The organism is Salinisphaera orenii subsp. halophila YIM 95161, from assembly GCF_003732545.1.
Classification (GTDB): Bacteria; Pseudomonadota; Gammaproteobacteria; order Nevskiales; family Salinisphaeraceae; genus Salinisphaera; species Salinisphaera orenii_A.
In genome coordinates, this window is sequence record NZ_AYKF01000096.1 from 1 (window position 1) to 24,375 (window position 24,375).

22 protein-coding genes are annotated in these 24,375 nt (G+C 69.3%); 14 read left to right on the forward strand and 8 right to left on the reverse strand.

From position 1 onward, the window contains the following. Positions 1-1,322, reverse strand: a 1,322-nt coding sequence (locus SAHL_RS11805) for a Ppx/GppA phosphatase family protein (protein ID WP_148045562.1), incomplete at its 3' end; no start/stop codon positions are given. A gap of 125 nt (positions 1,323-1,447) precedes the next feature. Between SAHL_RS11805 and SAHL_RS11810 the strand changes: the two genes are divergently transcribed. Together SAHL_RS11810 and SAHL_RS11815 are read left to right on the forward strand one after the other, a co-directional pair. Continuing rightward, the gene (locus tag SAHL_RS11810; protein WP_123591639.1) at positions 1,448-1,975 is read left to right on the forward strand and encodes an NlpC/P60 family protein; all 528 of its coding nucleotides are present in this window, start codon (positions 1,448-1,450) and stop codon (positions 1,973-1,975) included. Positions 1,976-2,060: 85 nt separating this feature from the next. Then, positions 2,061-2,966 carry an ion transporter gene (locus SAHL_RS11815; RefSeq protein ID WP_123591620.1) on the forward strand — a complete coding sequence of 302 codons (906 nt, stop codon included), beginning with the start codon at positions 2,061-2,063 and terminating at the stop codon, positions 2,964-2,966. A 100-nt stretch (positions 2,967-3,066) separates the two neighbouring features. Here SAHL_RS11815 and SAHL_RS11820 read toward each other — a convergent pair whose 3' ends face one another. From SAHL_RS11820 to SAHL_RS11835, 4 genes are all read right to left on the reverse strand, one after another. Further along, on the reverse strand, positions 3,067-4,254 hold the full coding sequence (locus tag SAHL_RS11820) for an acyl-CoA desaturase (RefSeq protein WP_245965408.1): 1,188 nt from the start codon (positions 4,252-4,254) through the stop codon (positions 3,067-3,069). 207 nt (positions 4,255-4,461) lie between these two features. Continuing rightward, positions 4,462-5,283 (reverse strand): tRNA 2-thiocytidine(32) synthetase TtcA, encoded by an 822-nt coding sequence (gene ttcA / locus SAHL_RS11825; RefSeq protein ID WP_123591622.1) that lies wholly within the window; start codon positions 5,281-5,283, stop codon positions 4,462-4,464. Between the two features lie 105 nt (positions 5,284-5,388). After that, positions 5,389-6,267, reverse strand: a complete 879-nt coding sequence (locus SAHL_RS11830) for a fructosamine kinase family protein (RefSeq protein WP_123591623.1) — start codon at positions 6,265-6,267, stop codon at positions 5,389-5,391. Beyond that, positions 6,264-7,130 (reverse strand): 5'-3' exonuclease, encoded by an 867-nt coding sequence (locus SAHL_RS11835; RefSeq protein ID WP_123591624.1) that lies wholly within the window; start codon positions 7,128-7,130, stop codon positions 6,264-6,266. The genes SAHL_RS11830 and SAHL_RS11835 overlap by 4 nt, the downstream gene beginning before the upstream one ends. 89 nt (positions 7,131-7,219) lie before the next feature. Between SAHL_RS11835 and SAHL_RS11840 the strand changes: the two genes are divergently transcribed. The 12 genes from SAHL_RS11840 (at position 7,220) to SAHL_RS11895 (ending at position 20,477) form a co-directional block, all read left to right on the forward strand. After that, complete coding sequence (locus SAHL_RS11840) at positions 7,220-7,987, forward strand: DUF4412 domain-containing protein (RefSeq protein WP_123591625.1); 768 nt, start codon at positions 7,220-7,222, stop codon at positions 7,985-7,987. Positions 7,988-8,156: 169 nt separating this feature from the next. Next, a complete protein-coding gene (locus SAHL_RS11845; protein ID WP_123591626.1) occupies positions 8,157-9,329 on the forward strand; it encodes a Re/Si-specific NAD(P)(+) transhydrogenase subunit alpha in 1,173 nt (390 codons plus the stop codon). Between the two features lie 41 nt (positions 9,330-9,370). Next, on the forward strand, positions 9,371-9,655 hold the full coding sequence (locus SAHL_RS11850; protein WP_123591627.1) for an NAD(P) transhydrogenase subunit alpha part 2: 285 nt from the start codon (positions 9,371-9,373) through the stop codon (positions 9,653-9,655). A 48-nt stretch (positions 9,656-9,703) separates the two neighbouring features. Further along, entirely contained in the window at positions 9,704-11,101 is a 1,398-nt protein-coding gene (locus SAHL_RS11855; protein WP_123591628.1) for an NAD(P)(+) transhydrogenase (Re/Si-specific) subunit beta, read from the forward strand. 71 nt (positions 11,102-11,172) lie between these two features. After that, the gene (locus SAHL_RS11860) at positions 11,173-11,754 is read left to right on the forward strand and encodes an NUDIX hydrolase (RefSeq protein WP_123591629.1); all 582 of its coding nucleotides are present in this window, start codon (positions 11,173-11,175) and stop codon (positions 11,752-11,754) included. 253 nt (positions 11,755-12,007) lie between these two features. Beyond that, positions 12,008-14,209, forward strand: a complete 2,202-nt coding sequence (locus SAHL_RS11865) for a primosomal protein N' (RefSeq protein WP_123591630.1) — start codon at positions 12,008-12,010, stop codon at positions 14,207-14,209. 58 nt (positions 14,210-14,267) lie between these two features. Further along, positions 14,268-14,933 carry a response regulator gene (locus SAHL_RS11870; protein ID WP_123591631.1) on the forward strand — a complete coding sequence of 222 codons (666 nt, stop codon included), beginning with the start codon at positions 14,268-14,270 and terminating at the stop codon, positions 14,931-14,933. Continuing rightward, a complete protein-coding gene (locus SAHL_RS11875) occupies positions 14,930-16,255 on the forward strand; it encodes a sensor histidine kinase (RefSeq protein ID WP_123591632.1) in 1,326 nt (441 codons plus the stop codon). The genes SAHL_RS11870 and SAHL_RS11875 overlap by 4 nt, the downstream gene beginning before the upstream one ends. A 61-nt stretch (positions 16,256-16,316) precedes the next feature. Then, positions 16,317-16,850: an EF-hand domain-containing protein gene (locus tag SAHL_RS11880; protein ID WP_123591633.1), complete on the forward strand. Its 534-nt coding sequence runs from the start codon at positions 16,317-16,319 to the stop codon at positions 16,848-16,850. 186 nt (positions 16,851-17,036) lie between these two features. After that, positions 17,037-17,879, forward strand: coding sequence for a class I SAM-dependent methyltransferase (locus tag SAHL_RS11885; RefSeq protein WP_123591634.1), 843 nt, complete (start codon positions 17,037-17,039; stop codon positions 17,877-17,879). A gap of 60 nt (positions 17,880-17,939) precedes the next feature. Continuing rightward, positions 17,940-19,607 carry an arginine--tRNA ligase gene (gene argS / locus SAHL_RS11890; protein ID WP_123591635.1) on the forward strand — a complete coding sequence of 556 codons (1,668 nt, stop codon included), beginning with the start codon at positions 17,940-17,942 and terminating at the stop codon, positions 19,605-19,607. A 132-nt stretch (positions 19,608-19,739) separates the two neighbouring features. After that, on the forward strand, positions 19,740-20,477 hold the full coding sequence (locus SAHL_RS11895; RefSeq protein WP_123591636.1) for an SPOR domain-containing protein: 738 nt from the start codon (positions 19,740-19,742) through the stop codon (positions 20,475-20,477). A gap of 404 nt (positions 20,478-20,881) precedes the next feature. Here the strand turns inward: SAHL_RS11895 and SAHL_RS11900 are convergent, their stop codons facing one another. The 3 genes from SAHL_RS11900 to SAHL_RS11910 form a co-directional block, all read right to left on the reverse strand. Continuing rightward, a complete protein-coding gene (locus tag SAHL_RS11900) occupies positions 20,882-22,003 on the reverse strand; it encodes a transporter substrate-binding domain-containing protein (RefSeq protein ID WP_123591637.1) in 1,122 nt (373 codons plus the stop codon). Positions 22,004-22,022: 19 nt separating this feature from the next. Beyond that, complete coding sequence (locus tag SAHL_RS11905) at positions 22,023-23,033, reverse strand: DUF3187 family protein (protein ID WP_123591638.1); 1,011 nt, start codon at positions 23,031-23,033, stop codon at positions 22,023-22,025. 83 nt (positions 23,034-23,116) lie between these two features. Beyond that, positions 23,117-24,375: 3'-5' exonuclease (locus SAHL_RS11910; RefSeq protein ID WP_184947658.1), on the reverse strand; the 1,259-nt coding region annotated here is incomplete at its 5' end.

A 24,375-nucleotide genomic window follows, 5' to 3' on the forward strand; every position in this document is an offset into this window, starting at 1 on the left:
CGCAGCACCACCGCCAGACGCCGGGCCAGCGCCTGCCATTCCGTCGGCAGGGCGGCGATGCGGTCTTCGCGGAAACGCCCGCGATGCAGTCGCACCAGCGCGGCCAGCAGGCGCTGATCGTTGCGCGAGAAACCCTGCAGGTCAGCATGGCCGAGAATGTACTCGCCGTGCTTCTGATAGCCCTTGTGCGCGATCAGCAGGCCGATCTCGTGCAGCAGCGCGGCCCAGCGCAGCATGCGCCCGGCGAAGCGCTCGAACCCCGGCGGCGCCGAGTCGCCGAACAGACCGAGCGCGGTGGCGGCCACGCGTTCGCCGTGGGCGGCGTCGACGTGATAGCGCGCCATTGCCGACCGCACGCCCTGCTCGCGGATGTCGCGATCGTGCAGCCGACCCAGCAGGTCGGCGACCACGCCCTCGCGCAGCGCCTTGTCGGAGACCGACATGGCCTTCACGCCCAGGCTTTCGAAGACCGCCGTGAGCACCGCGAGGCCGCCGGGAAAGATGGCGGACCGGGCCTCGGAGACGCCGGGCAGCGACAGCGCGTCCACGCGCCCGGCCTTGATCACCCGGCGCGCCAGCGAGCGCAGATGTGCGGACGTGATCTCGCCGCCGTCGGCGTCGTCGCCGGCGGCCCGCAGGATCGACTTGATGCTGCCGGAGGAGCCGATCGCCATGTCCCACCCGGCCTCGCGGTAGGCCCGGGCGATCGGCTCCAGCGTCAGCCTGGCATCGAGGACCGCCGCCCGCCAGGTCTTGCGGGTGACACGGCCGTCCGGAAAGAAACGCTGCATCTGCACGACCGCGCCCAGCGAGATGCTCTCGACGAGTTCGGGCTCGCCGCCTTCGCCGATGATCAGTTCGGTGGAGCCGCCGCCGATGTCCACGACCAGACGGCGCGGCCGTTCGCGGCCCAGGTCCCGGACCACGCCGCCGTAGATCAGACGCGCCTCCTCGGCGCCGTAGATGATCTCCACCGGATGCCCGAGCACGCGACCGGCGCGATCGATGAAGTCATCGGCATTGCGCGCACGCCGCAGCGTGTTGGTACCGACGACACGCACATGGTCGCCGGGCAGCCCCGCCAGGCGCTGACCGAAACGGGCGAGACAGGCCAGCGCCGACTCGCAGGCCGCCTCGGGCAGCCCCCCGTCGGGGGTCAGCCCCGCCGCCAGCCGGACCGGCTCCTTGAGACGGTCGACGACGTGGTGGGTCTCGCCCTCGGCGCGCACCACGATCATGTGAAAACTGTTCGACCCCAGGTCGACGGCGGCGACCGTCTGCGGCGCGGCCTCGTCGGCGGGGCTTTCCAAGCGTGAACTCATGCGGCTATCTTAGGGACTACCGTTGTCGGGCGCGAGGGCGAAGGATTTTGAGCTACAGGCCGGAAACGTGTGTCGCACACTCGTGTGACATACGCACGACCGTCGCCCGCCACGGCTCCGCGCCGATCCTGGTCGCGCTGGTGGTCGTGCTCGCGCTCGCCGGCTGTGCCGGTCACGACACGCGCCCGGCCGCCCGCGGCCATCATCACGGCGCCGAGGATTTCAGCTGGGGCGCGGCCCGAGCCGGCGCGCAGAACGACCCGGGCGGCGACGCCGCGATCGTCGCGGCGCTGCAATCGCACTACCGGGACTGGGCGGGCGTGCCCTACCGCTACGGTGGCCGCGACCGCAGCGGCATCGACTGTTCCAGCTTCGTGCGGCGTACCCTCGATGCGGTCGAATCGATCGATCTGCCCCGCACCACCGCCGCCCAGGCGCAGCGCGGCGAGGCGATCGGCCGCGGCGATCTCTCGCCGGGCGATCTGGTGTTCTTCCGAACCGGCGGCGGCAACCGGCATGTCGGCATCTATATCGGCGACGGGCGCTTCATGCACGCCTCCACCAGCCGAGGCGTGACGCTGTCCCGCCTGGACAACATCTACTGGCGTCGCCACTACTGGCAGTCGCGACGGATCACGACCGCGCACAACTGATGCGCCCGCCCGTCACAACCCGCCGCGCGGCGGCCGGGTGCCGTCGCGCCCGCGCCGCGACCCGCCGTATGCCGACTCACCCCGGATGAGCACGTCCGAACACGGCGCCGCCGATCCGACGGCCGACGATACGCGAACCCGCCTGTGGCGCGTGATCTTCGGCACCGACACGCCGGCCGGCCGCGTCTTCGACATCGTGCTGATGGCGCTCATCCTCGCCAGCGTCGCCAATCTGATGCTGGTCTCGGTCTCGGCGATCGAGGCACGAATCGGCGGTCTGCTGCACGGCCTCGAGTGGCTGTTCACCCTGGCCTTCAGCATCGAGTACGCGGCACGAATCTACGCCGCGCGGCGCCGCTGGGCCTATATCCGCAGCTTCTACGGCCTCATCGATCTGGTCTCGATCCTGCCGCTGTATCTGGGACTGATACTGCCCGACACGCATTATCTGGTCGCGGTACGCGTGCTCCGCATCATGCGCATCTTCCGGGTGTTCAAGCTGGTGCGCTATGCCAACGACGCGCGCGTGCTGTCGCGTTCGCTCATGCACGCCCAGCGCAAGATCCAGATCTTTCTCGGCATGCTCGCGCTGATCGTGACCGTGCTCGGCGCGGTGATGTACGTGGTGGAAGGCCCGGTGCACGGCTTCACCAGCATCCCGCGCAGCATCTACTGGGCGATCGTGACGATCACGACCGTGGGCTACGGCGACATCTCGCCGAGCACGCCGCTGGGCCAGGCGATCGCCGGGGTCGCGATCCTGGTCGGCTATGCGCTGCTGGCGATCACCAGCGGTGTCATCACCGCGGAGCTGACCAACGAGATCCGCAACGAACGCCAGCGCCGCCAGTGCCCGCACTGCGAGCGCAGCGGCCACGAGATCGACGCCACCTACTGCAAGTTCTGCGGCGGCGACCTGACCGCCGAAGACCCCGAGGAGGACCCGCCGGCGGACGAGGAGCAGGCCGCCTCGCGCGATAAGCTCGATTGAGCCCCCGCGGCGGCGGATAGAGCGGCCACGAAAAAGGCCCGCCGAGACACTCGGCGGGCCTGGTGCTTCAAGGCGTCGCTGCGGACGCCGGCGGGCGCGATCAGGCGCGGGCGCTATCCGCGCGTGCGTCCTCGATCAGACGGTGGGCGACCGAGTTGCGCAGCATCTCGTGCGCCCGTTCGATGGCCCGATCCAGTCCTTCGTGCTGGATCTTGAACTTGCGGTGCGCGCGCGCCTTGAGCTCATCCACGCTCGGAAACTCCGGCAGATCGATCTCGGCCAGATAGGCCTCCGCCGCGCTCCACTTCGTGCGCGCATGCGCCCGCAGGTCGTCGAGCCGATGGCTACCTTCCCAGCGCTGACGGATGTTGGCGCTGATGCGATCGGCCGAGAAGCCTTCCGCGATATAGACCGCGCACTTGTCGATGATCTTCTGCGTCGGCGCCTTCTCGTTGGCGAGAATGGTCTTGGGCGGCTGCCGCAGGTCCCAGACGAGACCCAGCTTCTCGAGCCCCAGCAACAGGTAATAGGTGGTGTCGATCTCCCACCAGAAGAAGCCATTGCGGGCCGTCGCCGGATAGTAGTGATGGTTGTTGTGCCAGCCCTCGCCCATGGTCAGGATCGCCAGGAACCAGTTGTTGCGCGAATCGTCGCCGGTCAGATAGCGCTGACGGCCGATCATGTGGTTCAGCGAATTGACGGTGAAGGTCGCGTGATAGACCAGCACGGTCGACAGCAGAAAGCCCGAGAACAGCCCGGCCCAGCCGCCGACCAGGAAGCACAGCGCCGCCACGATCAGGCCTGGCACGAACTGGTGGCGCTCGATCCAGCGGATCTCCGGATACTTGGAGAAATCCTTGATCAGGTCCATGTCCGGATTGGAACGCGCCTCGCGATAGACCCAGCCCACGTGTGCGTCGAACACGCCGTACTGGCGCGGCGAATGCGAATCGGCCGGCATGTCGGAATCGCGATGGTGTTCGCGGTGCTTGGCGGCCCACCAGAGCGGGCCCTTCTGGAACGCCGCGGCGCCGACGAAGGCCAGCACGAACTGGAAGCCGCGGCTGGTCTTGTAGCCGCGATGCGAGAAGTAGCGGTGGTAGCCGCCGGTGATGGCGAACACCCGCGCCACGTAGAGCCCGACGCAGATCGCGATCGAGGTGGCCGTGAAACCCGTCCACCAGATGCCGATCAGCGCGACGTGCAGCAGCGCGAACGGAATGAATTCGACCCAGTTGAACCGGTCATCCATGTCCGGGTTCGCGGGATATTTCCTGTCTTGGCTCATGGCCTCTCTCGGCTCGTTGGCTGTCTGGACCCGGTGCCGGGTCGGAGTTCGATGCGTGCAGTGCACAACTGTACACAGCAAATCCGAGTATGCGTCAGGTGAGAATGGTTTTCAAGAACGCGGGAGTGGAAACGATACTCCGGCCCGGCTCCACCGCGCCGCCGGGCTTCGCGCCCTGCCACTCGGACCCCGCACGGGCCGCGGCGTTCAATCCAGCGCGGCGAAGTCGAACAGGTCGCGGTCGGGCATCTGCGACGGCGCGACACGCGTCATCGAACGGAATATGCGCTCCGTGCGGCCGGGGTCCTGCGCTTCCCAGTCGGCCAGCATCCCCTTGATGTTCTGACGCTGCAGATTGTCCTGCGAACCGCAGAGATTGCAGGGAATGATCGGATACTGCTGCAGACGGGCGTACTTGTCGATATCGCGCTCGCTGCAGTAGGCCAGCGGCCGGATGACGACGTTGTCGCCGTCGTCGCTTCTGAGCTTCGGCGGCATCGCCGCCATGCGCGCACCGTGGAACATGTTCAGGAACATCGTCTCGACGATGTCGTCGCGGTGATGGCCCAGCGCGATGCGGGTGAAGCCGTGCTCGCGCGCGTGGCTGTAGAGTATGCCGCGACGCAGACGCGAGCACAGGCCGCACATGGTCGCGCCCGACGGCACCTTCTCGGTGACGACGCTGTAGGTGTCGCGCTCGAGAATCCGGTAGTCCACGCCGAGGCCATCCAGATACTCGGGCAGCACGTGCTCGGGAAAGCCCGGCTGCTTCTGGTCGAGATTGACCGCGGTGATCGAGAACGTCACCGGCGCCACGGACTGCAGATACAGCAGCATCTCCAGCATGGTGTAGCTGTCCTTGCCGCCGGACAGACACACCATGATGCGCTCGCCGTCGCGGATCATGCCGTAGTCGGTCACAGCCTGGCCGGTCAGCCGTTTCAGGCGCTTGGCCAGCTTGTTGGCTGCGACCGAACCGGGGGTCAGACCGTCCGGGGGGCGGGTGTCGAGGACCGGGATGCTGCTCATGCGGGACTCGGGCGACGCGGGTCGCATCGGGAAATCAAACGGGCACGGAACGTCATTGTAACCGCCGCGTCCGGCCGCGCCGAAGCGCCGTCGGCACCGCCGGGCTCACGCCTCGGCGCAGAGTGCCCGCATCAGCCGCCGGCTCTCGTTGACATAGTGGCCGCCGAACAGCCGCGCGTGGTTGAGCAGATGATAGAGCTGATAGAGCGGCCGGCGCAGGTGGCGATAGCCCGCAGTCATCGGCCATGCGCCCCAGTAGGCCTCGAAGAACACCGGCGGAAAGCCGCCGAACAGCTCGGTCATTGCGAGGTCGGTCTCGCGGTCGCCGTAATAGACGGCCGGGTCGAAGATCACCGGCGTGGCGTTCGCGTCCATGGCGACGTTGCCGCCCCACAGATCGCCGTGCACCAGCGAGGCCTCGGGCGTGTGGCCGGCGAGCAGCCGGTCCAGCACCGCCAGCAGCGCGTCGCCCTCGCGGGCGAGCTCCGGGTGGGTTGGCGCCAACGCATCGAGCATCGCGGCCAGCCGGTTCTCGCGCCAGAATTCGCGCCATTCCGGGTGCGGCGCGTTCGCCTGCGGCGAGGTGCCGATGGTGTTGTCGCGGTCCCAGCCGTAGCGCGCCGCCACGATGCCGTGCATGTCGGCCAGCGCTTCGCCCAGCCGGGCGAACGCGGCCGGGGTGGCACGCTGCAGCTCGATGTGTTCGAGCGCGATGAATGCCTGCTCGCCGGCCACGCCGTGGGTGATCGGCTGCGGTACGCGCAGGCCCACCGCCTGGCCGAGCTCGGTCAGGCCCGCGGCCTCGGCGGCGAACATCTCCGCCCGATCCGCGCGATTGAGCTTGACGAAGTAGCCTTCGCCCGCGCCGCTCAGCCGATAGGCCGCGCTGATCGAGCCACCGCCGGCGCGGGCGCGCGTTTCGGCCTCGAAACGCGTGCCGGTGGCTTTGGCGATGGCCGCATCGATCGCGCGCCAGTCGGTCATGCCGCGACCAGCCCCAGCCGTGATCTCAGCCGATTGCCAAGACCGACCCGGCGGCAGACCGCGTCGAGGCGTTCGTGGTCGGCGGGCCGCCGGCAGATGTCGCGCTGTCCGGCGTCGAGATCGACGTCGGTGACGATGGTCGCCAGCCGTCGCGACAGCCGCGCGCTGTCGGCGTGCTCGGCCAGCCGGGTGGCCATCGAGGCGGCGCCGCGCAGGCCGCTGGCCGCCACCGCGGCGGGATCGGCCAGCAGCGTGTCGAGATCACCGAACCGGCCCAGCAACGCGGCGGCGCTCTTGGCACCGATGCCGGGCACGCCCGGAATGTTGTCGACCGGGTCGCCGACCAGGGCCAGATAATCGGCGATGGCCGCCGGCGGAACGCCGAACTTCGCCTCGATCGCGGCCGCGTCATAGCGGGTCTCGCGGGCATAGTCCCAGAGCGTGTCGGTCGGGCCGAGCAGCTGGGCCAGATCCTTGTCGGAGGTCACGATCGTGACCGGCGTGTCGGCCCCGCGGGCGAGCGTGCCGATCAGATCGTCGGCCTCGTAGACGGGGTTGGACAGCGTGGCCATGCCCAGGGCCTCGGTGATCTCGCGACAGGCCGCGATCTGATCGACCAGCGCCTGCGGCGGCGTCTCCCGATTGGCCTTGTAGTCGGCGAACAGCTGATTGCGAAACGAACGCGTCAGCGACTCGTCGAAGGCGGCCGCGACCTCGCGGTCGTCGATGCCGGCGAGCAGCCCGGCCACGAAGGTCGCATAGCCGTGGACGGCGTTGATCGGCCGGCCCTCCGCGCCGGTGAGGCTCGACGGCAGCGAATGAAAGGCCCGGAAGATATATACACTGGCGTCGACGAGCAGCATGCGCTTAGTGTACCGAACGGTGCGCCGCGTCCGCGCGGTGAACCGGTCCAGGGACGCGTGACCCGTTTCCGACGCAGGATCCATCGATGATGAGCAAGCGACTTCGCATCCGTGCCGCTGTCACGGCCGCCCTACTCGCCGCCGGCCTCGCCCAGACGGCCGCCGCCGACACCACGCTGACCTATCGCAGCGCCGAGGGCAGTTTCACCGTCGACATGCGCCCGGGCGCGGTGCGCATCGACGACGCCAGCAAACAGTGGCAACTCTATCGGCGCGACAGCGAGGCCATATTCTCGGTCCGCCCGGGTGAGCGCACCTACACCCGCCTCGACCGCGACGTGGCCGACACCATCCGACAGCGCATGGACACGCTGCGCGCCGAGGTCGAGACCCGTGTCCAGCAGCTTCCCGAAGGCCAGCGCGCGGCGGCACGCGCGGCGTTGGTCGACCAGATCCCAGGACTCGAGCCCTCGCAGCAGCGCGACGTCGGCCTCGATCACACCGGCCAGACCGAGACCGTGGCCGGAGTGGAATGCGAGATCGTCCAGATCGTGCGCGACGGTCGGCCGGGCGAAACGCTATGCCTGGCCAGCGCCGATGCGCTGGGCGTGGACGACGACACCTTCGCGACGATCAAGTCGATGTTCGCGCTCATGAAAACGATGCTCGCGGGCACCGGACTTGAGACCGTGGGGTTGCCCTACCTCGACCTCGACGGCATGCCCGTGCGCTTCCGGGACGCCGGTACCGGCGAGCGCCGCGTACTCTCGAGCATCAGCCACGAGCCGCTCGGCGATGGCCGCTTCTCGATCCCCGACGACTACATCGAACAGACTCCGGCGCAGCCGGGGCGCTGATCCCGCGCCGGCGCCATCTGCGGCCGCAGCGGTCGCTACGCATGCTTCGGCGTTTCAGTTAGACTCGAATCGGGTTGCATGCGGTTAGCGGCATCAGGGGGACAGGCGCGATCCCGCGCCCGCCTGGCTGCCGCGCCGATGATTCATCAGACATAGAACAAGGGAAGACATGAGCGTAAAGATCGCAGTCCCGAAGGAGACGGCCGACGGCGAGACACGTGTCGCCATGGTGCCGAAGGTGGCCGCCAAGCTGGCCAAGATGAACGTCGACATCCGGGTGGCCAAGGGCGCCGGCGAAGGCAGCCGCATTCCGGACGATGCCTACGACGATCCGGTCCAGATCAGCGATCAGGCCGCCGATATCTTCGGCGCCGACATCGTGCTGGGCGTCAACGCGCCGGAACCCAAGCAGATCGGCGAGATGAAGCAGGGCTCGGTGCTGATCAGCTTCGTGCAGGCCCATAACAACCCGGAAACGGTGAAGGCCCTCAACGACGCCGGCGTGACCTGCTTCGCCATGGAGCTGGTGCCGCGCATCACCCGCGCCCAGTCGATGGACGCGCTGTCCTCGCAGGCCTCGGCGGCCGGCTACAAGGCCGCGCTCATGGCCGCCAACGCGTTGGAGCGGTTCCTGCCGATGCTCACCACCGCCGCCGGCACCATCCGCCCGGCCAAGGTGCTGGTGATCGGTGCCGGCGTGGCCGGCCTGCAGGCGATCGCGACGGCCAAGCGCCTCGGCGCCAAGGTCTTCGCCTACGACGTGCGCACCGACACCAAGGAACAGGTCGAGTCGCTCGGCGCCGACTTCCTCATGGCCGAAGGCGTCAAGGCCGAGGCCGAGGGCGGCTACGCGCGCGAGCTCACCGACGAGGAGAAGAAGAAGCAGCAGGACATGCTCGAAAAGAACATGGCCGATGCGGACGCCGTGATCACCACCGCGGCGGTGCCCGGCAAGCCGGCGCCCAAGATCATCTCCGAGGCCATGGTCGACTCGATGAAACCCGGCTCGGTGCTCATCGACCTCGGCGCCTCCGGAGGCGGCAACTGCGAGCTCACCAAGCCGGACGAGGTCGTCACCCACGGCAGCGTCACCATCCACGGTCCGTCGAACGTGCCGGCGCTGCTGGCCGAGCACGCCAGCGAGATGTATGCCCAGAACCTGTTCAACTTCCTGCAGCTGATCGTGGTGCCGGAAGCGGGTCAGGAGGACGCCAAGCCGGCGGACAAGACCCACAAGCTCGAGATCGACTGGGATGACGAAGTGCTGGCGAAGTCGGCGCTGACGCACGACGGCCAGATCGTCAACGACGCCGCCAAGCAGGCCCTGGAAGGCAGCGCCTAGCCGCTGCGCCACGCCATACGGGAACCATCGGGAGACACGCTGTGATCACAGGTTTTGTCGCACTCTATATCTTCATGCTCGCGGCCTTCACCGGCTACGAGATCATCGGCCGCGTACCGGCCATTCTGCATACCCCGCTCATGTCGGGATCCAACTTCGTGCACGGGATCGTGCTGGTCGGCGCCATGGTCGCGCTCGGCCATGCCGACGGCTTCTGGGAGACGCTGATCGGCTTCATCGGCGTGATCCTCGCTGCGGGCAACGCGGTCGGGGGCTATGTCGTGACCGAGCGCATGCTCGACATGTTCAAGTCCTCCAAGGACTGATCCGCGCCACCCGCACGCTGAACCGATAACACGAAAGGGTTACCGAATATGAGTTTCTGGGAATTCACAGTCGACGCGAGCTATTTCATCGCGGCCGTCCTGTTCATTGTGGGCCTCAAGCGCATGGGCTCGCCGAGAACCGCCAAGAGCGGCATCAAGTGGGCCGGCATCGGCATGGTCCTGGCCACCGTCGTCACGCTCTGGCACCCGGCCATGGAAGCCGGCTTCTTCCGCTACGTCCTGATGCTGCTGGCCATCGGCATCGGCGGCGCGGGCGCCTGGTACACGGGCAAGAAGGTCGAGATGACGGCCATGCCGCAGATGGTCGCGCTGTACAACGGCATGGGCGGCGGCGCCGCCGCGGCCATCGCGCTGGTGGAGATGTACTCCGGCTCCGCCTTCCATCACGGCGCCACCGTGCTCACCCTCGCGGTGGTGGGCGCCCTGATCGGCGGCGTGTCGTTCTCGGGTTCGCTGATCGCCTGGGCCAAGCTCGAAGGCAAGATGAACAAGACCATCCGCCTGCCCGGCCAGCAGATGATCAACGGCGGCGTGGCCCTGCTCACCGTGATCCTGGGCATCTGGATCATCGCCTCGAGCGGCAGCGCGCCCGTGCTCGTGACGATCTTCTTCCTGCTGTCGCTGGCCTTCGGCGTGCTGCTGACCAACCCGATCGGCGGCGCCGACATGCCGGTGGTCATCTCCATGTACAACGCCTTCACCGGCCTGGCCGTGGCCTTCGAGGGCTTCGTGCTCGGCAACGCGGCGATGATCATCGCCGGCACCGTGGTCGGCGCGGCCGGCACGCTGCTGACGCTGCTCATGGCCAACGGCATGAACCGCTCGATCTCGAACGTGCTCTTCGCCGGCTTCGGCGTCGACGACGGCGCCGAGGCCGAGGGTCCGGAAGGCGAGATGAAGTCGGTCGAGGCCTTCGACGCGGCCGCCTCGTTCGCCTATTCGGACAGCCTGATCATCGTGCCGGGCTACGGTCTGGCCGTGGCCCAGGCCCAGCACAAGCTCTGGGAGTTCGTGCAGATGCTCCAGAAGGAGCACGATGTGGACGTCAAGTTCGCCATCCATCCGGTGGCGGGCCGCATGCCGGGCCACATGAACGTCCTGCTGGCCGAGGCCGGGGTGCCCTACGACCTGATCTTCGACCTGGAAGAGATCAACGCCGAGTTCCCAAACGCCGACGCCGCACTCGTGATCGGCGCCAACGACGTGGTCAACCCGGCCGCGCGCACCGACGAATCCAGCCCGATCTACGGCATGCCGATTCTGGACGTCGACAAGGCCCGCGAGTGCTACGTGGTCAAGCGTGGCAAGGGCACGGGCTTCTCCGGCGTGCAGAACGCCCTGTTCTTTGGCGACAACACCCGCATGGTGTTCGGCGACGCCAAGCAGGTCTGCACGGATCTGGCCAACGGGCTCAAGCAGATCTGACCCGGCCCCGGCCGAGCGACGGGAAAGAGCCGCCTCCGGGCGGCTTTTCTCTGTCCGCCACCACCCGTGCCATGCACGAGATTGAGCCCCTGATCGCGGCCCTCGCCGGCCATCGCCCGAAACGGCGGCGACTGCGTCGCCGGCTCAAGCGCGCGGCAGTCGCCGCCATCCTGCGCGAGACCCGTCAGGGCGTGGAGGTGCTGCTGGTGCAGCGTGCCCGCCGCAGCGGCGACCCGTGGTCGGGCGACATGGCGCTGCCCGGCGGCCGGATCGACGACGTCGACGCGGCCAGCGCATCGCGCGCGGCCTGTCGCGAGACCGAAGAGGAAACCGGCCTGCGACTCACGCGCCGAAGCGGCAGCGGCCGTCTGTCGGACCGGCTGACGCTGGATCACCGACGGCGGGCACCGATGATCGTCTCCCCCTTCGTCTACCGCGCGCCGGCCGATACGGGCATCCGCGCGAACCACGAGATCGCGGGAACCCACTGGCTGCCGCTCGCCCGGCTCGACGAGAACGGCCATCGCGATATCCTGCACTGGCGGATCGGCGGCCTCACCGTGCCGATGCCCTGCCACGACTGCGGCGAGGGGCGTCGGCTCTGGGGGCTGACGCTCACCATCCTCGACGAACTCGTCGCCCTCGGCCGGTGAGCACGCCGGGCCGAACGCGACGACAGGGTCGGTTTTTCAACAACCTGCGGCGGGTTATCCACACGAGGAACGCAGAGAGGCCGCCCGCGTGGGCTCGGAACGCAGCGCTGCACTGCAAAAAAAACCAGCGCAATGGCTTGATTTGAAAATTTATTTATGCTGACTTCATTTTCACTGCGATTCATTAGATCGAGACTATGATCGCAGTGCGACAAAACCATCCACTAACTTATCCACAACGCGTGCACGATTGATGGAGCCCGCGACCGAGGCGCCGATCGTGCGCGTCGCCGTGCCCGTGCCGCTGCACGGCGCCTTCGACTACCGCATGCCGCCGGGCACCGACACGCCGGCCCCCGGCGCCCGCGTGCTCGTGCCCTTCGGACGCCGCCGCCTCGTGGCCATCGTCATCGAGACCGACGTCGCCAGCGACTTGCCGGCCGAGCGGCTGCGGCCCTTCGTGCGCGCGCTCGACGCGGCGCCGGTCTTCGATGCCGACCTGCTCGCGCTGCTGCGCTGGGCCGCGCGCTACTACCATCACCCGCTCGGCGAGGTGCTGGCCACGGCCCTGCCCGTGGCCCTGCGACGCGCGGGTACGGCGAGCGCGGCCAATCGTCATCGCGGCTGGCAGGCCGTGGCGGTCGAGCGGGACGTGGCGACCGAACTGGCGCGCGCGCCGCGACAGCGCGAGCTGCTCGATCGCATCCGCGCGAATCCCAATCCGACCGCGCACGCCTCGCTGCTGGCCTGGCTGGCGAGCGCCGCGGGACCGCTGAAGGCACTCGCCGGCCGCGGCCTGATCGAGGCGGTGACGCTGCCGGGCGGCCTGGAACGCGGCAGCCCGACCGCGGCGCCGGCGCTGACCGACGGCCAGTCGAGCGTCGTCGAAGCGCTGCGCGCCGGCGGCACCGGCTTCGCCCCGGCGCTGGTGGAGGGCGTGACCGGCAGCGGCAAGACCGAGGTCTATTTCCGGCGCATCGCGGCCGCGCTCGAGGCGGGCCGTCAGGTGCTCTTTCTGGCCCCCGAGATCGGTCTGACCCCGCAGCTGATCGAGCGCGTGCGCGCGCGCTTCGACGCCGCGTTCGGGGTCCTGCACTCGCAGCGCAGCGACGGCGAGCGGGCCGACGTCTGGCGCGCCGCCGGCGCCGGCGACGCCGATATCGTCATCGGCACCCGCTCCGCGGTGTTCACGCCCATGCCGCGTCTCGGGCTGATCGTGGTCGACGAGGAACACGACGGCTCATACAAGCAGCAGGACGGCTTTCGCTATCACGCCCGCGACGTCGCGCTGAAGCGCGCCCAGCTCGCCGACGTGCCGGTCCTGCTCGGCAGCGCGACCCCGGCGCTGGAGACCCTGCACAACGCCCGCCAGCGGCGCTTCGCGCATCTGCAGCTGCCCCAGCGCGCCACCGGCGCCGCAATGCCGCCGATCCGGGTGATCGACGTCCGTTCGCGGCCGCTCGACGGCGGCCTGTCCGAACCGCTGATCGCCCGCATCGAACCCCATCTGGCCGCCGGCAACCAGGTGATGATCTTCATCAATCGCCGCGGCTACGCGCCCGCGCAGTGCTGCCACGACTGCGGCTGGATCGCCCCCTGCGCCCGCTGCGACGCGCCGCTGACCCTGCACGGCGGCGGCCGGCGCCTGCAGTGTCACCACTGCGGCGCGCTCGAGCCCGCCCCGAACGTCTGTCCCGCCTGCGGCGGCGGTCAGTTGATCGCGCTGGGCGCCGGCACGGAACGCGTGACCGGTACCCTGCGCAGCCGTTTTCCGGACGTCGCGATCGCCCGCTTCGATCGCGACAGCATGGCCCGGCGCGGCCGCCTCGAGGATCAGCTCGCCGATGCCGCCCGCGGCGACACGCAGCTGCTGGTCGGCACCCAGATGCTGGCCAAGGGCCACGATTTCGCCCGCCTGACCTGCGTCGGCGTGCTCGACGTCGACGGCGGCCTGTTCTCGGCCGACTTCCGCGCCGCCGAACACATGGCCCAGCTCGTCACCCAGGTCGCCGGACGCGCCGGACGCGCCGCCCACCCCGGCGAGGTCTGGCTGCAGACGCGCCATCCGGAGCATCCGCTGCTGGAACGACTGCTGACCCGGGGCTACGCCGGCTTTGCCGAAGCCGCCCTCGCTGAACGCCGCGAGGCCGGCCTGCCGCCGTTCGGCCATCTGGCCCTGCTGCGGGCCGAAGCCACCGATGCCGATGCGCCGACCGCGTTTCTGGCCGCCGCGGCCGCCACCATCCGAACCACCGCGGAGCTCGCCTGCTGGGGCCCGGTACCGGCGCCCATGGCCCGCCGGGCCGGCCGTCATCGTGCGCATCTGATGCTCCACGCCGAACGCCGCGGCGCACTGCATCCGGCGCTGGACCACTGGCAGGAGGCCCTGCCGCAGCTGCCCGAAGCCCGGCGCGTGCGCTGGTCGATCGACGTGGACCCGCAGGATCTGCTCTGAGCACCGCCGCCGTCGGCGGCCGTTGACCGCGCCGGGCGCACACGCGAGCATCGCCCGGATGCGCGTGCTGCTCATCGAGGATGACGAGACCCTGGGCGACGGCCTGCGAACCGGGCTGGGGCAGGACGGCCATGCCGTCGACTGGCTGACCGACGGCCGGCTGGCGCTCGATGCGCTCGATCACGACGATTTCGACGTCGCGATACTCGATCTCGCGCTGCCGTCGCGCGACGGCCTGGACGTGTTGCGCCACTGGCGCGCTGCCGGTCACGCGCTCCCGGTCCTGGTACTGACGGCCTACGAGGCGGTCGACGACCGCGTGACCGGGCTCGACGAGGGCGCGGACGACTATGTCGTCAAACCGGTGGCCCTGACCGAACTGGACGCCCGCCTGCGTGCGCTGGTGCGGCGGCGCAACGGCCACAGCGACAACACCCTGCGCTGGGGCGATATCGTCTTCGACCGCGCGCGCGGCATGATAACCCAGCGCGACCGACCGCTGGTGCTGTCACGCCACGAGCAGGCACTGCTGACGGCCCTGCTGGAACGACCGGGCCAGACGGTGACGCGCGAACAGCTCGGCAGCCGACTCTACGGCTGGGACGAGGCGCCCGAGAGCAACAGCATCGAAGTGCACGTACACAACCTGCGCCGCAAGATCGGCCGCGAGGCGATCCAGACCGTGCGTGGGCTGGGCTATCGAATGGCTGAAGCGTCGGAATGAACCGCAGTCTTCGCTATCGCCTGCTGATCCTGCTGGGTGGCGTGCTCGCGGCCGGCGCGCTGCTGCTCTGGCAGATCGCGGACTACGAGTCCCGGCGCAACGCGGCCGCCGAGGTCGATGCGACGCTGCGACTGACCGCGCGCACCCTGCTGATCAGCCAGCCGCTGCACGGCGTTGCCGCCGACAACCGCGTCGCCTCGCGGGCGCCGGGGCCCACACCGGAGTTCCGGCTGTCCACGCTCGAACGCGAAGTGATTGTGCATTCCCCCGGCTTCCCGGATGCCGTGACCGAGCGGCGGCCGTCGCCCGGCTTCAGCAATCACGAGGTCGACGGCGTGAGCTGGCGCCTGCTGACCTTCGTCGATACCGAGCGCGGCCTGATCAGCGAGGTCGCCCTGGACGAAGCCGACCGGCAGCAGCGCCAGGATACGCTCGACATGCCGGTCGAACGCGCGCTCATGTTCACGCTGCCCGTCTCGGCGTTTCTGGGCTGGCTGGCGCTCACCTACGGTCTGCGGCCGTTGCGCACGCTCAGCCGCGAACTCGACAACCGCGATGCCGGCGACCTGCGCCCGGTGGCGACGTCGCCGCGCGGGACCGTAATCGAGATCGCAACGCTCGTGACCACGCTCAACGGCCTGTTCAAGCGCCTGCGCGGCGCCTTCCATGCGCAGCAGGTGTTCGCCAGCGCCGCCGGACACGAACTGCGCACCCCGCTCGCCGGACTGCGTACCCAGATCGAGGTCGCGCGACGCGCCGACGACGGCGCCCAGAAAGATCAGGCACTGGCGCGTATCGACGAGGCGGCCGCGCGCATGGATGCGCTCACCGCCCGTCTGCTCAAACTCGCCCGGCTGCGCGCACGCCGCCTCGACACGGCCGCAGGCGCCGGGGTCGAACTCGGTACGCTCGCGCGGCGCCTCGCCGATCGGCGGCCCCATGTGCGCTTGCGGATCGACGCCGGCGATACGCGGGTCGCCGGCGACGAGGAACTGCTCGCGGCTCTGCTGGAGAACCTCGTCGACAACGCAGAGACGCATGCCCCCGACAGCGAGTGGATCGATATCGAGATCGGCGATACCTCAACCGGGCTCTGCCTGTCGGTGATCGACGCCGGGCCGGGAATTCCCGAAGCCGATCGAGCCGAAGTATTCGAGCCGTTCTATCGCGCCGACGGGCGCCGCGGACCCGGTAGCGGTCTCGGCCTGCCGCTGGTACGAGCGATCGCCGAAGCCCACGGCGGCAGCGCCGCCGTCGACCGGCCGGCCGCCGGCGGCACGCGGGTGCGCGTGCATCTGCCGCATGCGACTTCGCCCGCCTAAGACGACTTTAAGCCGCCCCCGATAACGTCTGCCGGGCATTCACACAACGCCCGGAGGGCATATGCAGAGCAAATGGCTCATCGCAACCGGTCTGAGCATCGCGGCATTGGGCGCGAGCGCCGCAACGCCGAATCAGATCTCCGACTGGGACAGTGACGGCAACGGCTCCATCAGTCAGAGCGAATGGGGCAACCAGTGCACCCAGAGCGACCTGTTCGACAACTGGGACACCGACAACGACGGCCTGATCGACGACGACGAGTACGCCACCGGCCTGTTCCGCCACTGGGACGCGAACGACAACGGCGTGCTCGAGGAAAGCGAGTGGCTCAAGGCCAACGAGAACTGGTTCGAAGAATACGATATCCAGTTCAGCGCCTGGGATTCCGACGAGGACGGGTTCCTCGAATATCGTGAGTTCGACACCGGCCTGGGCAAGACGTCCTCTTACTCGGACTGGGACGCCAACAACACGCTGTTCATCGAGCCGGAGGACTTCTGCACCAGCCTGTTCAACCAGGCCGATGCCAATGATGACGACAGCATCAACGTCGGCGAATTCGACGACGATGCCGTGCTCTGGTACGTGTACTGAACACGTAGCGCTATACCATAGAGCCGAAACGGGCGTGCGCTGCGGCGCACGCCTTTTTTTGGCCGCCGCACCGCGTTGGCTGCGCCGCGCCCGGCGCCACGAGTCCGGATACCGTCGCCCCGCGCCGGGGTTAAACGACCCGCGCGTCGTCAGGCATAGTGGTTGCATACTTCAGCCGGATTTTTCATGTCTGCTGCAACGCAAAACGCGCAACGTGGTAACGACCGTATCTCGCTGACCGGCTATGCCACGGCCAGCGCCTGGGCACACTACGGCTTCGAGGATGCGGAATGGTTCGACACCCGTCGTGGTCGGGCGCTGTTCTGGCCGTTGCATTCCGCCTGCAACGCCATCCGTCCGTTTTCGCCGGGCGCGGGCGCGTTCACCGAGACCCTGTACTGGCGCCATCACTGGTTCTCCAAATGGACCGAGGCCCAGTCGCCCGGGCTGGCCGTGGAGATCGGCAGCGGTCTGACCACGCGCGGCATCTCGCATTCGCGCCACCACAGCGACTGCCAGTGGGTCGACTACGACCTGCCGAACGTAGTCGAGGCACGCAACGCGCGCCTCGCCGACGAGCGGCTGCCCGAGAACTACACGCTGGATCGCGGCGACCTGCTCGCCGACGGCCTGGGCGACGCCCTGACGGCGCCCGAGTCCGGCCGCACCATCGTGCTCACCGAAGGCGTGACCGACTATCTGGCGATGTCGGAGAAGCGGCGTGCCTGGCGCTCGGTCGCGGCACTGCTCGAACGGCTCGGCGGCGGGCGCTATCTGCTGGAAATCCATCCGCGCCAGCGCCTCGAGACCTTCGGCCCCACCGCGCGCATGCTGCTGGCGACACTGCGGCGCATCACCGGCCGCGACCTCTCGGAGCAGCTGTTCGACAGCGTCGACCAGGCCACCTCGCTGCTGCGCGAATGCGGCTTCTCGCGCGCCCGCGTGCTGACCGAGGACGAACTCGAGGGCGCGGCCGACGCACCGCTGCCGCGGCATCGCGCCTTCGTGTTGGTGGCCGCCGACGTATAGCCGCTCGCCGCGGCCCGCGGTAGACTGCGCGGTCATTCGCGACCGCATGCTGCTCTTCTCGTGAAACGTCTCGTCCAAGACCTGCTCGCCGACGCCGCCGCCCGCGCCTGGCCCGACATCGACACGCCCGCCGACCCGCACGTCGAGCGGACCCGCGACGCCGCCCACGGCGACTTCGCCAGCAACGTGGCAATGACGCTGACCAAGGCCGCGCGCCGCAAGCCGCGCGACATCGCCCAGGCGATCGTGGACGCTCTGCCGGCGGACGCACGCATCGACCGGGTCGAGATCGCCGGGCCGGGGTTCATCAACTTCTTCCTCGCGCCGGCGGCCTTTCGCGCGGTCATCGACGACGTGCTCGCCGCGGGCGCGGACTATGGCCGGCGTGCGCCGGACAGCGCCAATCCGGTGCTCATCGAGTTCGTCTCCGCCAACCCGACCGGGCCGCTGCACGTCGGCCACGGGCGCGGGGCCGCGGTGGGCGATTGCATCGCGCGGCTGCTCGAGGCCGCCGGCCATCCGGTCACCCGCGAGTTCTACTACAACGATGCCGGCGCCCAGATCGCCAATCTGGCCGTGTCCGTGCAGGCGCGCTGCCACGGCATCGACCCGGGTGACGCGGCCTGGCCCGAGGCCGGCTATCGCGGCGATTACATCGCCGACGTCGCCGCCGCCTACATGGCCGGCGAGACCGTGCACGCCGACGACCGCGATGTCAGCGGTGCGGCCGATGCCGACGACATGGACGCCATCCGCGAATTCGCGGTCGCCTATCTGCGCCGGGAACAGGACGCCGACCTGCGCGCCTTCGGCGTGGCCTTCGACGTCTACTCCTTGGAATCCGCGCTCTATGCAGACGGCCGGGTCGAGGCCGCGGTGAACGCGCTAATCGCCGCCGGCCACACCTTCGAGGCCGACGGCGCCCTGTGGCTCAAGACCACGGACTTCGGCGACGACAAGGACCGGGTGATGCGCAAGGCCGACGGCGACTACACCTATTTCGTGCCGGACGTGGCCTATCACGTCGCCAAGTGGGAGCGCGGCTTCGCCCAGGCGGTCAACGAGCAGGGCGCCGACCACCACGGCACCATCGCCCGGGTCCGCGCCGGCCTGCAGGCGCTGAATATCGGCATCCCCCAGGGCTGGCCGGACTACGTCCTGCACCAGATGGTCACGGTCATGCGCGGCGGCGAGGAGGTCAAGCTGTCCAAGCGCGCCGGTGCCTACGTCACGCTGCGCGATCTCATCGACGAGGTCGGGCGCGACGCCACGCGCTATTTCCTCGTGGCACGCAAGTCGGACTCGCAGCTGACCTTCGACATCGATCTGGCCCGCAGCCAGACCGAGGACAACCCGGTCTACTATATCCAGTACGCGCACGCGCGCATCTGCAGCGTCGACGGCCAGCTCGCCGGTCGCGGCTGGACGTTCGATCGCGACGCCGCGGAACTGGAACGCCTGGACACGCCGCACGAGCAGCGCCTGATCGCCACACTCGCGCGATTTCCGGAAATGGTCGAGGCGGCGGCAGCCGATTACGCCGTCCAGAGCGTGGCTCATTATCTGCGCGATCTGGCGGACGCCTTCCACAGTTATTACAACGCGCAACAGTTTCTGGTCGACGACGCCGGTCTGCGCAATGCGCGGCTGGCGCTGGTCCGCGCCACGCGCCAGGTGCTGGCCAACGGCCTCGCTCTGCTCGGTCTGAGCGCGCCGACGTCGATGTAGACGTGCGGCAGGGCGCACACGCCGGCGTGGCGGCGACGACGCCCGACACGTCCGCCGGCTTTCTCCTACCATGGAGCGCCGCCGGCTCCGCCCGGCGCGCGAGGCAGGCATCAAAGGAATCGAGGTGAACTGATGGCCCGCGATTATTCGTCGCGCCGCAACGGCAACAGCAGTGCCAAGGGCAAGCGCCAGTCCGGGGGCCGCACACCCGCGGCGCGGCCGGCGCGGGCCAAGTCCGCCCCGGGCAGCGGCCCGCCGGGCTGGGTGTGGCTGGTCTGCGGGCTGTGCATCGGTCTGGTCATCGCGGCCGGTTTCTATGTCTTCGCCCGCCCGGCCGGCAGCAATGCGCCCCAGTCCGTGGAGATCGCCGCCCCGCAGGACGAGGACGCGGCAACGAACACGGACGATGCGCCGGAGGAAACGGCCGCCGCCGAGCCGGACCAGAATGCGGAATCGGAGCCGCGCTTTTCCTTCTACAAGATGCTTCCGAACTACGAAGTGGTGATTCCGGAGGAAGAGTACCCGGAGGAGGAACCGGACACCGCGGCGAGCGCGGCCCAGGACACCCCCGCCGGCGAGCCGCCGCCCCCGCCCGATTCGACGCAGCCGACCACGCCGCGCGTGGAGGAACCGGGCAACTACGTCATCCAGGCCGGCTCGTTCTCGCGCGACGCCGACGCGGACCGGCGCAAGGCCGAGCTCGCCCTGCTGGGCGTACCCGCCAACGTGGTCAGCGTCGACCTATCGTCTGGCAAGACCGTCTATCGCGTCCAGAGCAACACGATCCGCTCCAGCGACAAACTCAACGAGCTGCTCAAGCGTCTGCGCGAGAACCGGATCGACACGCTGGTCATGCGGGCCAAGAACTAGGGGCTGTCAACACGTCACGCGAGTCCGCGCCAAGCGCTTCCTGAAAAGTGACGTTGGGCGGCACAACGAGGCGTCGTGCGCGCCGCGCAGTCACGCTGCGCCAGCGTGCGACCACGCTGGATTGCCGCACTCTGGTTGTTTCATGGGGCGCCTGGCGCTCCGGTTGGGCCGCGCATGAAACAACCATGGGCACGCTGCGGCCTTGCTCGTCTGGATCGTGGCGCGCCACGATCGGCGCGACCCGCGCCTGGCCGCACACGATGTGCGGTCTCCAACGCAGCGCTCGTATGACGTGGTAAGCGGCCCTAGGCCAACGGCGATCGCCCCATCGACCTTAAAGCCGCATGGAGCTGTCGTCATGCGTGGCCCGGCCGGGCCAGCGAGTCGCGAGCCGGAGCGCTGTTTCAGCCCTCGCCGCCGAGATAGCGCCGGCGCATGGCCTGCCAGTCGGCGCGCGACAGGTAGTCGAGTATCGCGCGGTTGATCGGCTCGCGCAGTTCGCTGCCCTCCGGCAGCGCAAAGGCGTAGTCCTGTCGCTCGAAGGTGTTCGACAACACCTGCAGCGCCTGCGGCCAGGCCTCGCCCACCCGATAGCGCAGCAGCGGCGCGTCGTAGACCACGGCATCGACCCGGTCATCGGCCAGGGCGGCGAGCGCGGCGTCCACGGTGTCGATTTCGTCGAAGCCGATCCCGCGCGCCGCCAGGGCCTCGGCCGCCGCGGAATCGCGGATGGTGGCCACGCGCGCGCCGTCCAGATCCTGCACGCCGTTGATGCGCGAGGCCAGCTGGTCGACGGTCAGCGACGTCGCGATCGCCGCGGTGAAGCTGGAGATGATGATGATGCCGGCGAACATCCAGACCAGTCCGACGAGGCGACCGCCGAGCGTGCGCGGGGACTTGTCGCCGTAGCCGACCGTGGTCATCGTCACCGCGGCCCACCAGAAGCCGCTGCCGAGCCCGCTGACCGGGCCGCCGCCGAACTCCTCGGGGTTGGCGCGGCGCTCGAACAGCCAGACCGCCACGCCGACGCCGAGCAGCACCAGCGCGAGGGCGGCGAGCGCGGTCAGGAACGGCCAGGAGACGAAGCGTTCGAGCGTGGACCAGACCCGGCCGCCCTGCGCCGGCACCGCGATCGCGAGGCCGGTCGAATAGAAGGGATAGCTGAAATCCACCCGGCGCTCGCGCTCGGCGGTGACCGTCAGCGCGGCCACCGAGATGTCCAGCGTACCGTCCTCCAGCCCCGTGAACAGCTCGCTCAGCTGGCGGGGCCTGTAGTCGTAGTCCACGCCGAGGCGCTGCGCCACGACTTCCCAGAGCGTGATGCTGATGCCCGAGAAACTGCCGTCCGCGGCCGTGAAGACGAACGGCGGAGCCGCGCGGGTGCCCACATCGAGGCGGATATTCTGCTCGTCCGACGGCATCGCCAGCCCGCCGTCCGCCGACTGTGCGGCGACCGGGCCGGCGCAGAGCCCGATCGCGCAGACGATGAGGAAGCCCAGCCCGCGGGCCCACTTCGATCGTTTCATGCCGCCTCCCCTCATGTGTTCAGAATGCGTGTTCCAGCCCGAGCGAGAGACTCACATCGGGCGAGGCGCCGGTATTCAGGTCCTCGACGAGGCCGAGGGTCAGCCGCGAGGCCGCGGTGACCTGCCAGTCGAGACCCAGTGCGCCCTGCACCGCGGTGCCGTCCAGCGCCTCGAGGCCGGTGTCCTCGTAGAGCGCGCCGTGCAGATTGACCTGCGCCCGGGCGACCCATGCCGGCGACAGCGCGTAGCCGATCGACGCCCAGCCGAAGGCGACATTGTCGACCCGCTGCGCATCGAGTACGTCGCCGCGGCCGGTATGGAGGCCGCCGGCGCCGGCGAGCAGCCGCCAGCGCGAGGTGCCGTGCTGGTTGTTGCCGATCGTGGCCCAGACGGCGAGATCGGTCCCGCCACTGCCGGTCAGGCGATCCGCGTCGCCGGTCGGCAGCTTGAGCTCGCCGGCGACCGCCGCGCCCCAGTCGCCGACACCCGCGAGCCGGCGCTTGAGACCGAGGCGCAGATCGCCGACACCCGAGGGCGAATCGTCGACATCGAGCGCAAGCCGGCCGTCGCGCGCATAGCGAAAACGCTGGCGATCCCGGGGCGCGCGGGCGCGACCGCCGTCCGCGAAGCCGAAGGTGTCGTGGAACTCGTCGATGAAGCCGTCGGCGAAGCCGCCGCTGTGGTCCACGAACGGTATCTCGATCGTCGCCTGCCAGCGGCCCTCGAAGCCGCGCCTGAACACGAGCACGGCGCGCGTGGTCTCGCCGTCGAACAGCAGGGTCTCGGCCGGTGCGGACTGTTCGGTGTAGTGGCTGGTGTAGTCGAGACGCAGTCCGGCACGCCATTCGCCGGCGGCGGCCACCGTGTAGCCGGTGGCACGCGGCAGACCGTGAACCGCCGCCGTCGGCGACTGATCCGCGATCGGCAGCGGTCGCGGATCAGTCTCCGCCTCGCGGGCCCCGGCCGGTCCGAGCCAGCCCAGCACCGCGCCGACCAGCAGCAGTCGCGGCGCGATCGATACGCCTGCCATGTCTCCCCCTTTACCGATACGCCGACCGCCGCCGGCTTCCGGTCATTCAACCACAGGCCGGCCCCGCCCGCCGCCTCGGGTGACTACAGCGGATCGAGCTTGGCGTAGCCGGCGATCAGCCACTTGCTGCCGGCCTCGTCGAAGTTGACCTGGATGCGCGCCCGCGCGCCGTCGCCCTCGAAGGCGAGCACCGTGCCCTCGCCGAACTTGCGATGACCCACCCGCTGGCCGAGCGACAGGCCGGCCGCGCTCTGCTCGGCGCGGCCGAGGGCGCCGGGCCGGAACACCGGCTGGCTCACGCCGGTGCGGGGCCGGACCTCGCGCAGATATTCCGCCGGAATCTCGCGCAGAAAACGCGAGGGCGCACACAGGTTCTCGCTGCCGTGCAGCCGCCGCACCTCGGCGTGCGACAGATGCAGCCGCTCCATGGCCCGGGTCATGCCGACATAGGCCAGGCGGCGCTCCTCCTCGAGCCCGGCCTCGTCCTCGATCGAGCGCTGGTGCGGGAACAGCCCCTCCTCCAGACCGACCATGAACACCAGCGGAAACTCCAGCCCCTTGGCCGCGTGCATCGTCATCAGCTGCACCGAATCGTCCCACGCCCCGGCCTGGGCCTCGCCGGCCTCCAGCGAGGCATAGGCCAGAAACTGGGTGATCTCGTCCATGGTCTCGTCGTCGTCCGGCGTGTAGGCGCGCGCCGCCGAGATCAACTCGTCGAGGTTCTCCTTGCGGCCTTCGGCCTTCTCGTCGCCGCCCTTGCCGTGATGCGTCTTGAGATCGGTCGCCGCGATCACCTTCTCGGCGAGCTCGTGCAGGCTCATGCCCTCGGCCTCGGCGTCGAGTTCGTCGATCAGCGCGATGAAGGCGTTGACCGACTTGGCGGCGCGCGCCGACAGCCCGTTCTCGGCCAGGTCGGCCGCCGCCTGCCAGAGGCTCATCGCCCCGGCGCGGGCATGACTGCGGATGCGGTCCAGCGTGGTCGCGCCGATGCCACGCGTGGGCGTGTTGACCACGCGCTCGAAGGCCGCGTCGTCGGCCCTGGACTGCAGCAGGCGCATGTAGGCCAGCGCATCCTTGATCTCGGCGCGCTCGAAGAACTTCTGCCCGCCGTAGATGCGATACGGCACCTCGGCGGCGATCAGGCGCTCCTCGAGCACCCGCGACTGGGCGTTGGAGCGATACAGGATCGCGATGTCCGAGCGCGTGCCGCCATCCGCCAGCCAGTTCTGGATGCGGGTGATCACGTGCTGGGCTTCGTCGTATTCGTTGAAGGCCGCGTAGACGTCGATCGGCTCGCCGTCGACGCCTGCCGTCCACAGATCCTTGCCGAGCCGCGAGAGGT

Bases quoted from the DNA above. Each gene is read 5' to 3' on its own strand.
- SAHL_RS11815 (WP_123591620.1), top strand. From the start codon at position 2,061: ATGAGCACGTCCGAACACGGCGCCGCCGATCCGACGGCCGACGATACG.
- SAHL_RS11820 (WP_245965408.1), bottom strand. From the start codon at position 4,254: ATGAGCCAAGACAGGAAATATCCCGCGAACCCGGACATGGATGACCGG.
- ttcA (WP_123591622.1), bottom strand. From the start codon at position 5,283: ATGAGCAGCATCCCGGTCCTCGACACCCGCCCCCCGGACGGTCTGACC.
- SAHL_RS11830 (WP_123591623.1), bottom strand. From the start codon at position 6,267: ATGACCGACTGGCGCGCGATCGATGCGGCCATCGCCAAAGCCACCGGC.
- SAHL_RS11835 (WP_123591624.1), bottom strand. From the start codon at position 7,130: ATGCTGCTCGTCGACGCCAGTGTATATATCTTCCGGGCCTTTCATTCG.
- SAHL_RS11840 (WP_123591625.1), top strand. From the start codon at position 7,220: ATGAGCAAGCGACTTCGCATCCGTGCCGCTGTCACGGCCGCCCTACTC.
- SAHL_RS11845 (WP_123591626.1), top strand. From the start codon at position 8,157: ATGAGCGTAAAGATCGCAGTCCCGAAGGAGACGGCCGACGGCGAGACA.
- SAHL_RS11855 (WP_123591628.1), top strand. From the start codon at position 9,704: ATGAGTTTCTGGGAATTCACAGTCGACGCGAGCTATTTCATCGCGGCC.
- SAHL_RS11860 (WP_123591629.1), top strand. From the start codon at position 11,173: ATGCACGAGATTGAGCCCCTGATCGCGGCCCTCGCCGGCCATCGCCCG.
- SAHL_RS11865 (WP_123591630.1), top strand. From the start codon at position 12,008: ATGGAGCCCGCGACCGAGGCGCCGATCGTGCGCGTCGCCGTGCCCGTG.
- SAHL_RS11870 (WP_123591631.1), top strand. From the start codon at position 14,268: ATGCGCGTGCTGCTCATCGAGGATGACGAGACCCTGGGCGACGGCCTG.
- SAHL_RS11875 (WP_123591632.1), top strand. From the start codon at position 14,930: ATGAACCGCAGTCTTCGCTATCGCCTGCTGATCCTGCTGGGTGGCGTG.
- SAHL_RS11880 (WP_123591633.1), top strand. From the start codon at position 16,317: ATGCAGAGCAAATGGCTCATCGCAACCGGTCTGAGCATCGCGGCATTG.
- SAHL_RS11885 (WP_123591634.1), top strand. From the start codon at position 17,037: ATGTCTGCTGCAACGCAAAACGCGCAACGTGGTAACGACCGTATCTCG.
- SAHL_RS11895 (WP_123591636.1), top strand. From the start codon at position 19,740: ATGGCCCGCGATTATTCGTCGCGCCGCAACGGCAACAGCAGTGCCAAG.
- SAHL_RS11900 (WP_123591637.1), bottom strand. From the start codon at position 22,003: ATGAAACGATCGAAGTGGGCCCGCGGGCTGGGCTTCCTCATCGTCTGC.
- SAHL_RS11905 (WP_123591638.1), bottom strand. From the start codon at position 23,033: ATGGCAGGCGTATCGATCGCGCCGCGACTGCTGCTGGTCGGCGCGGTG.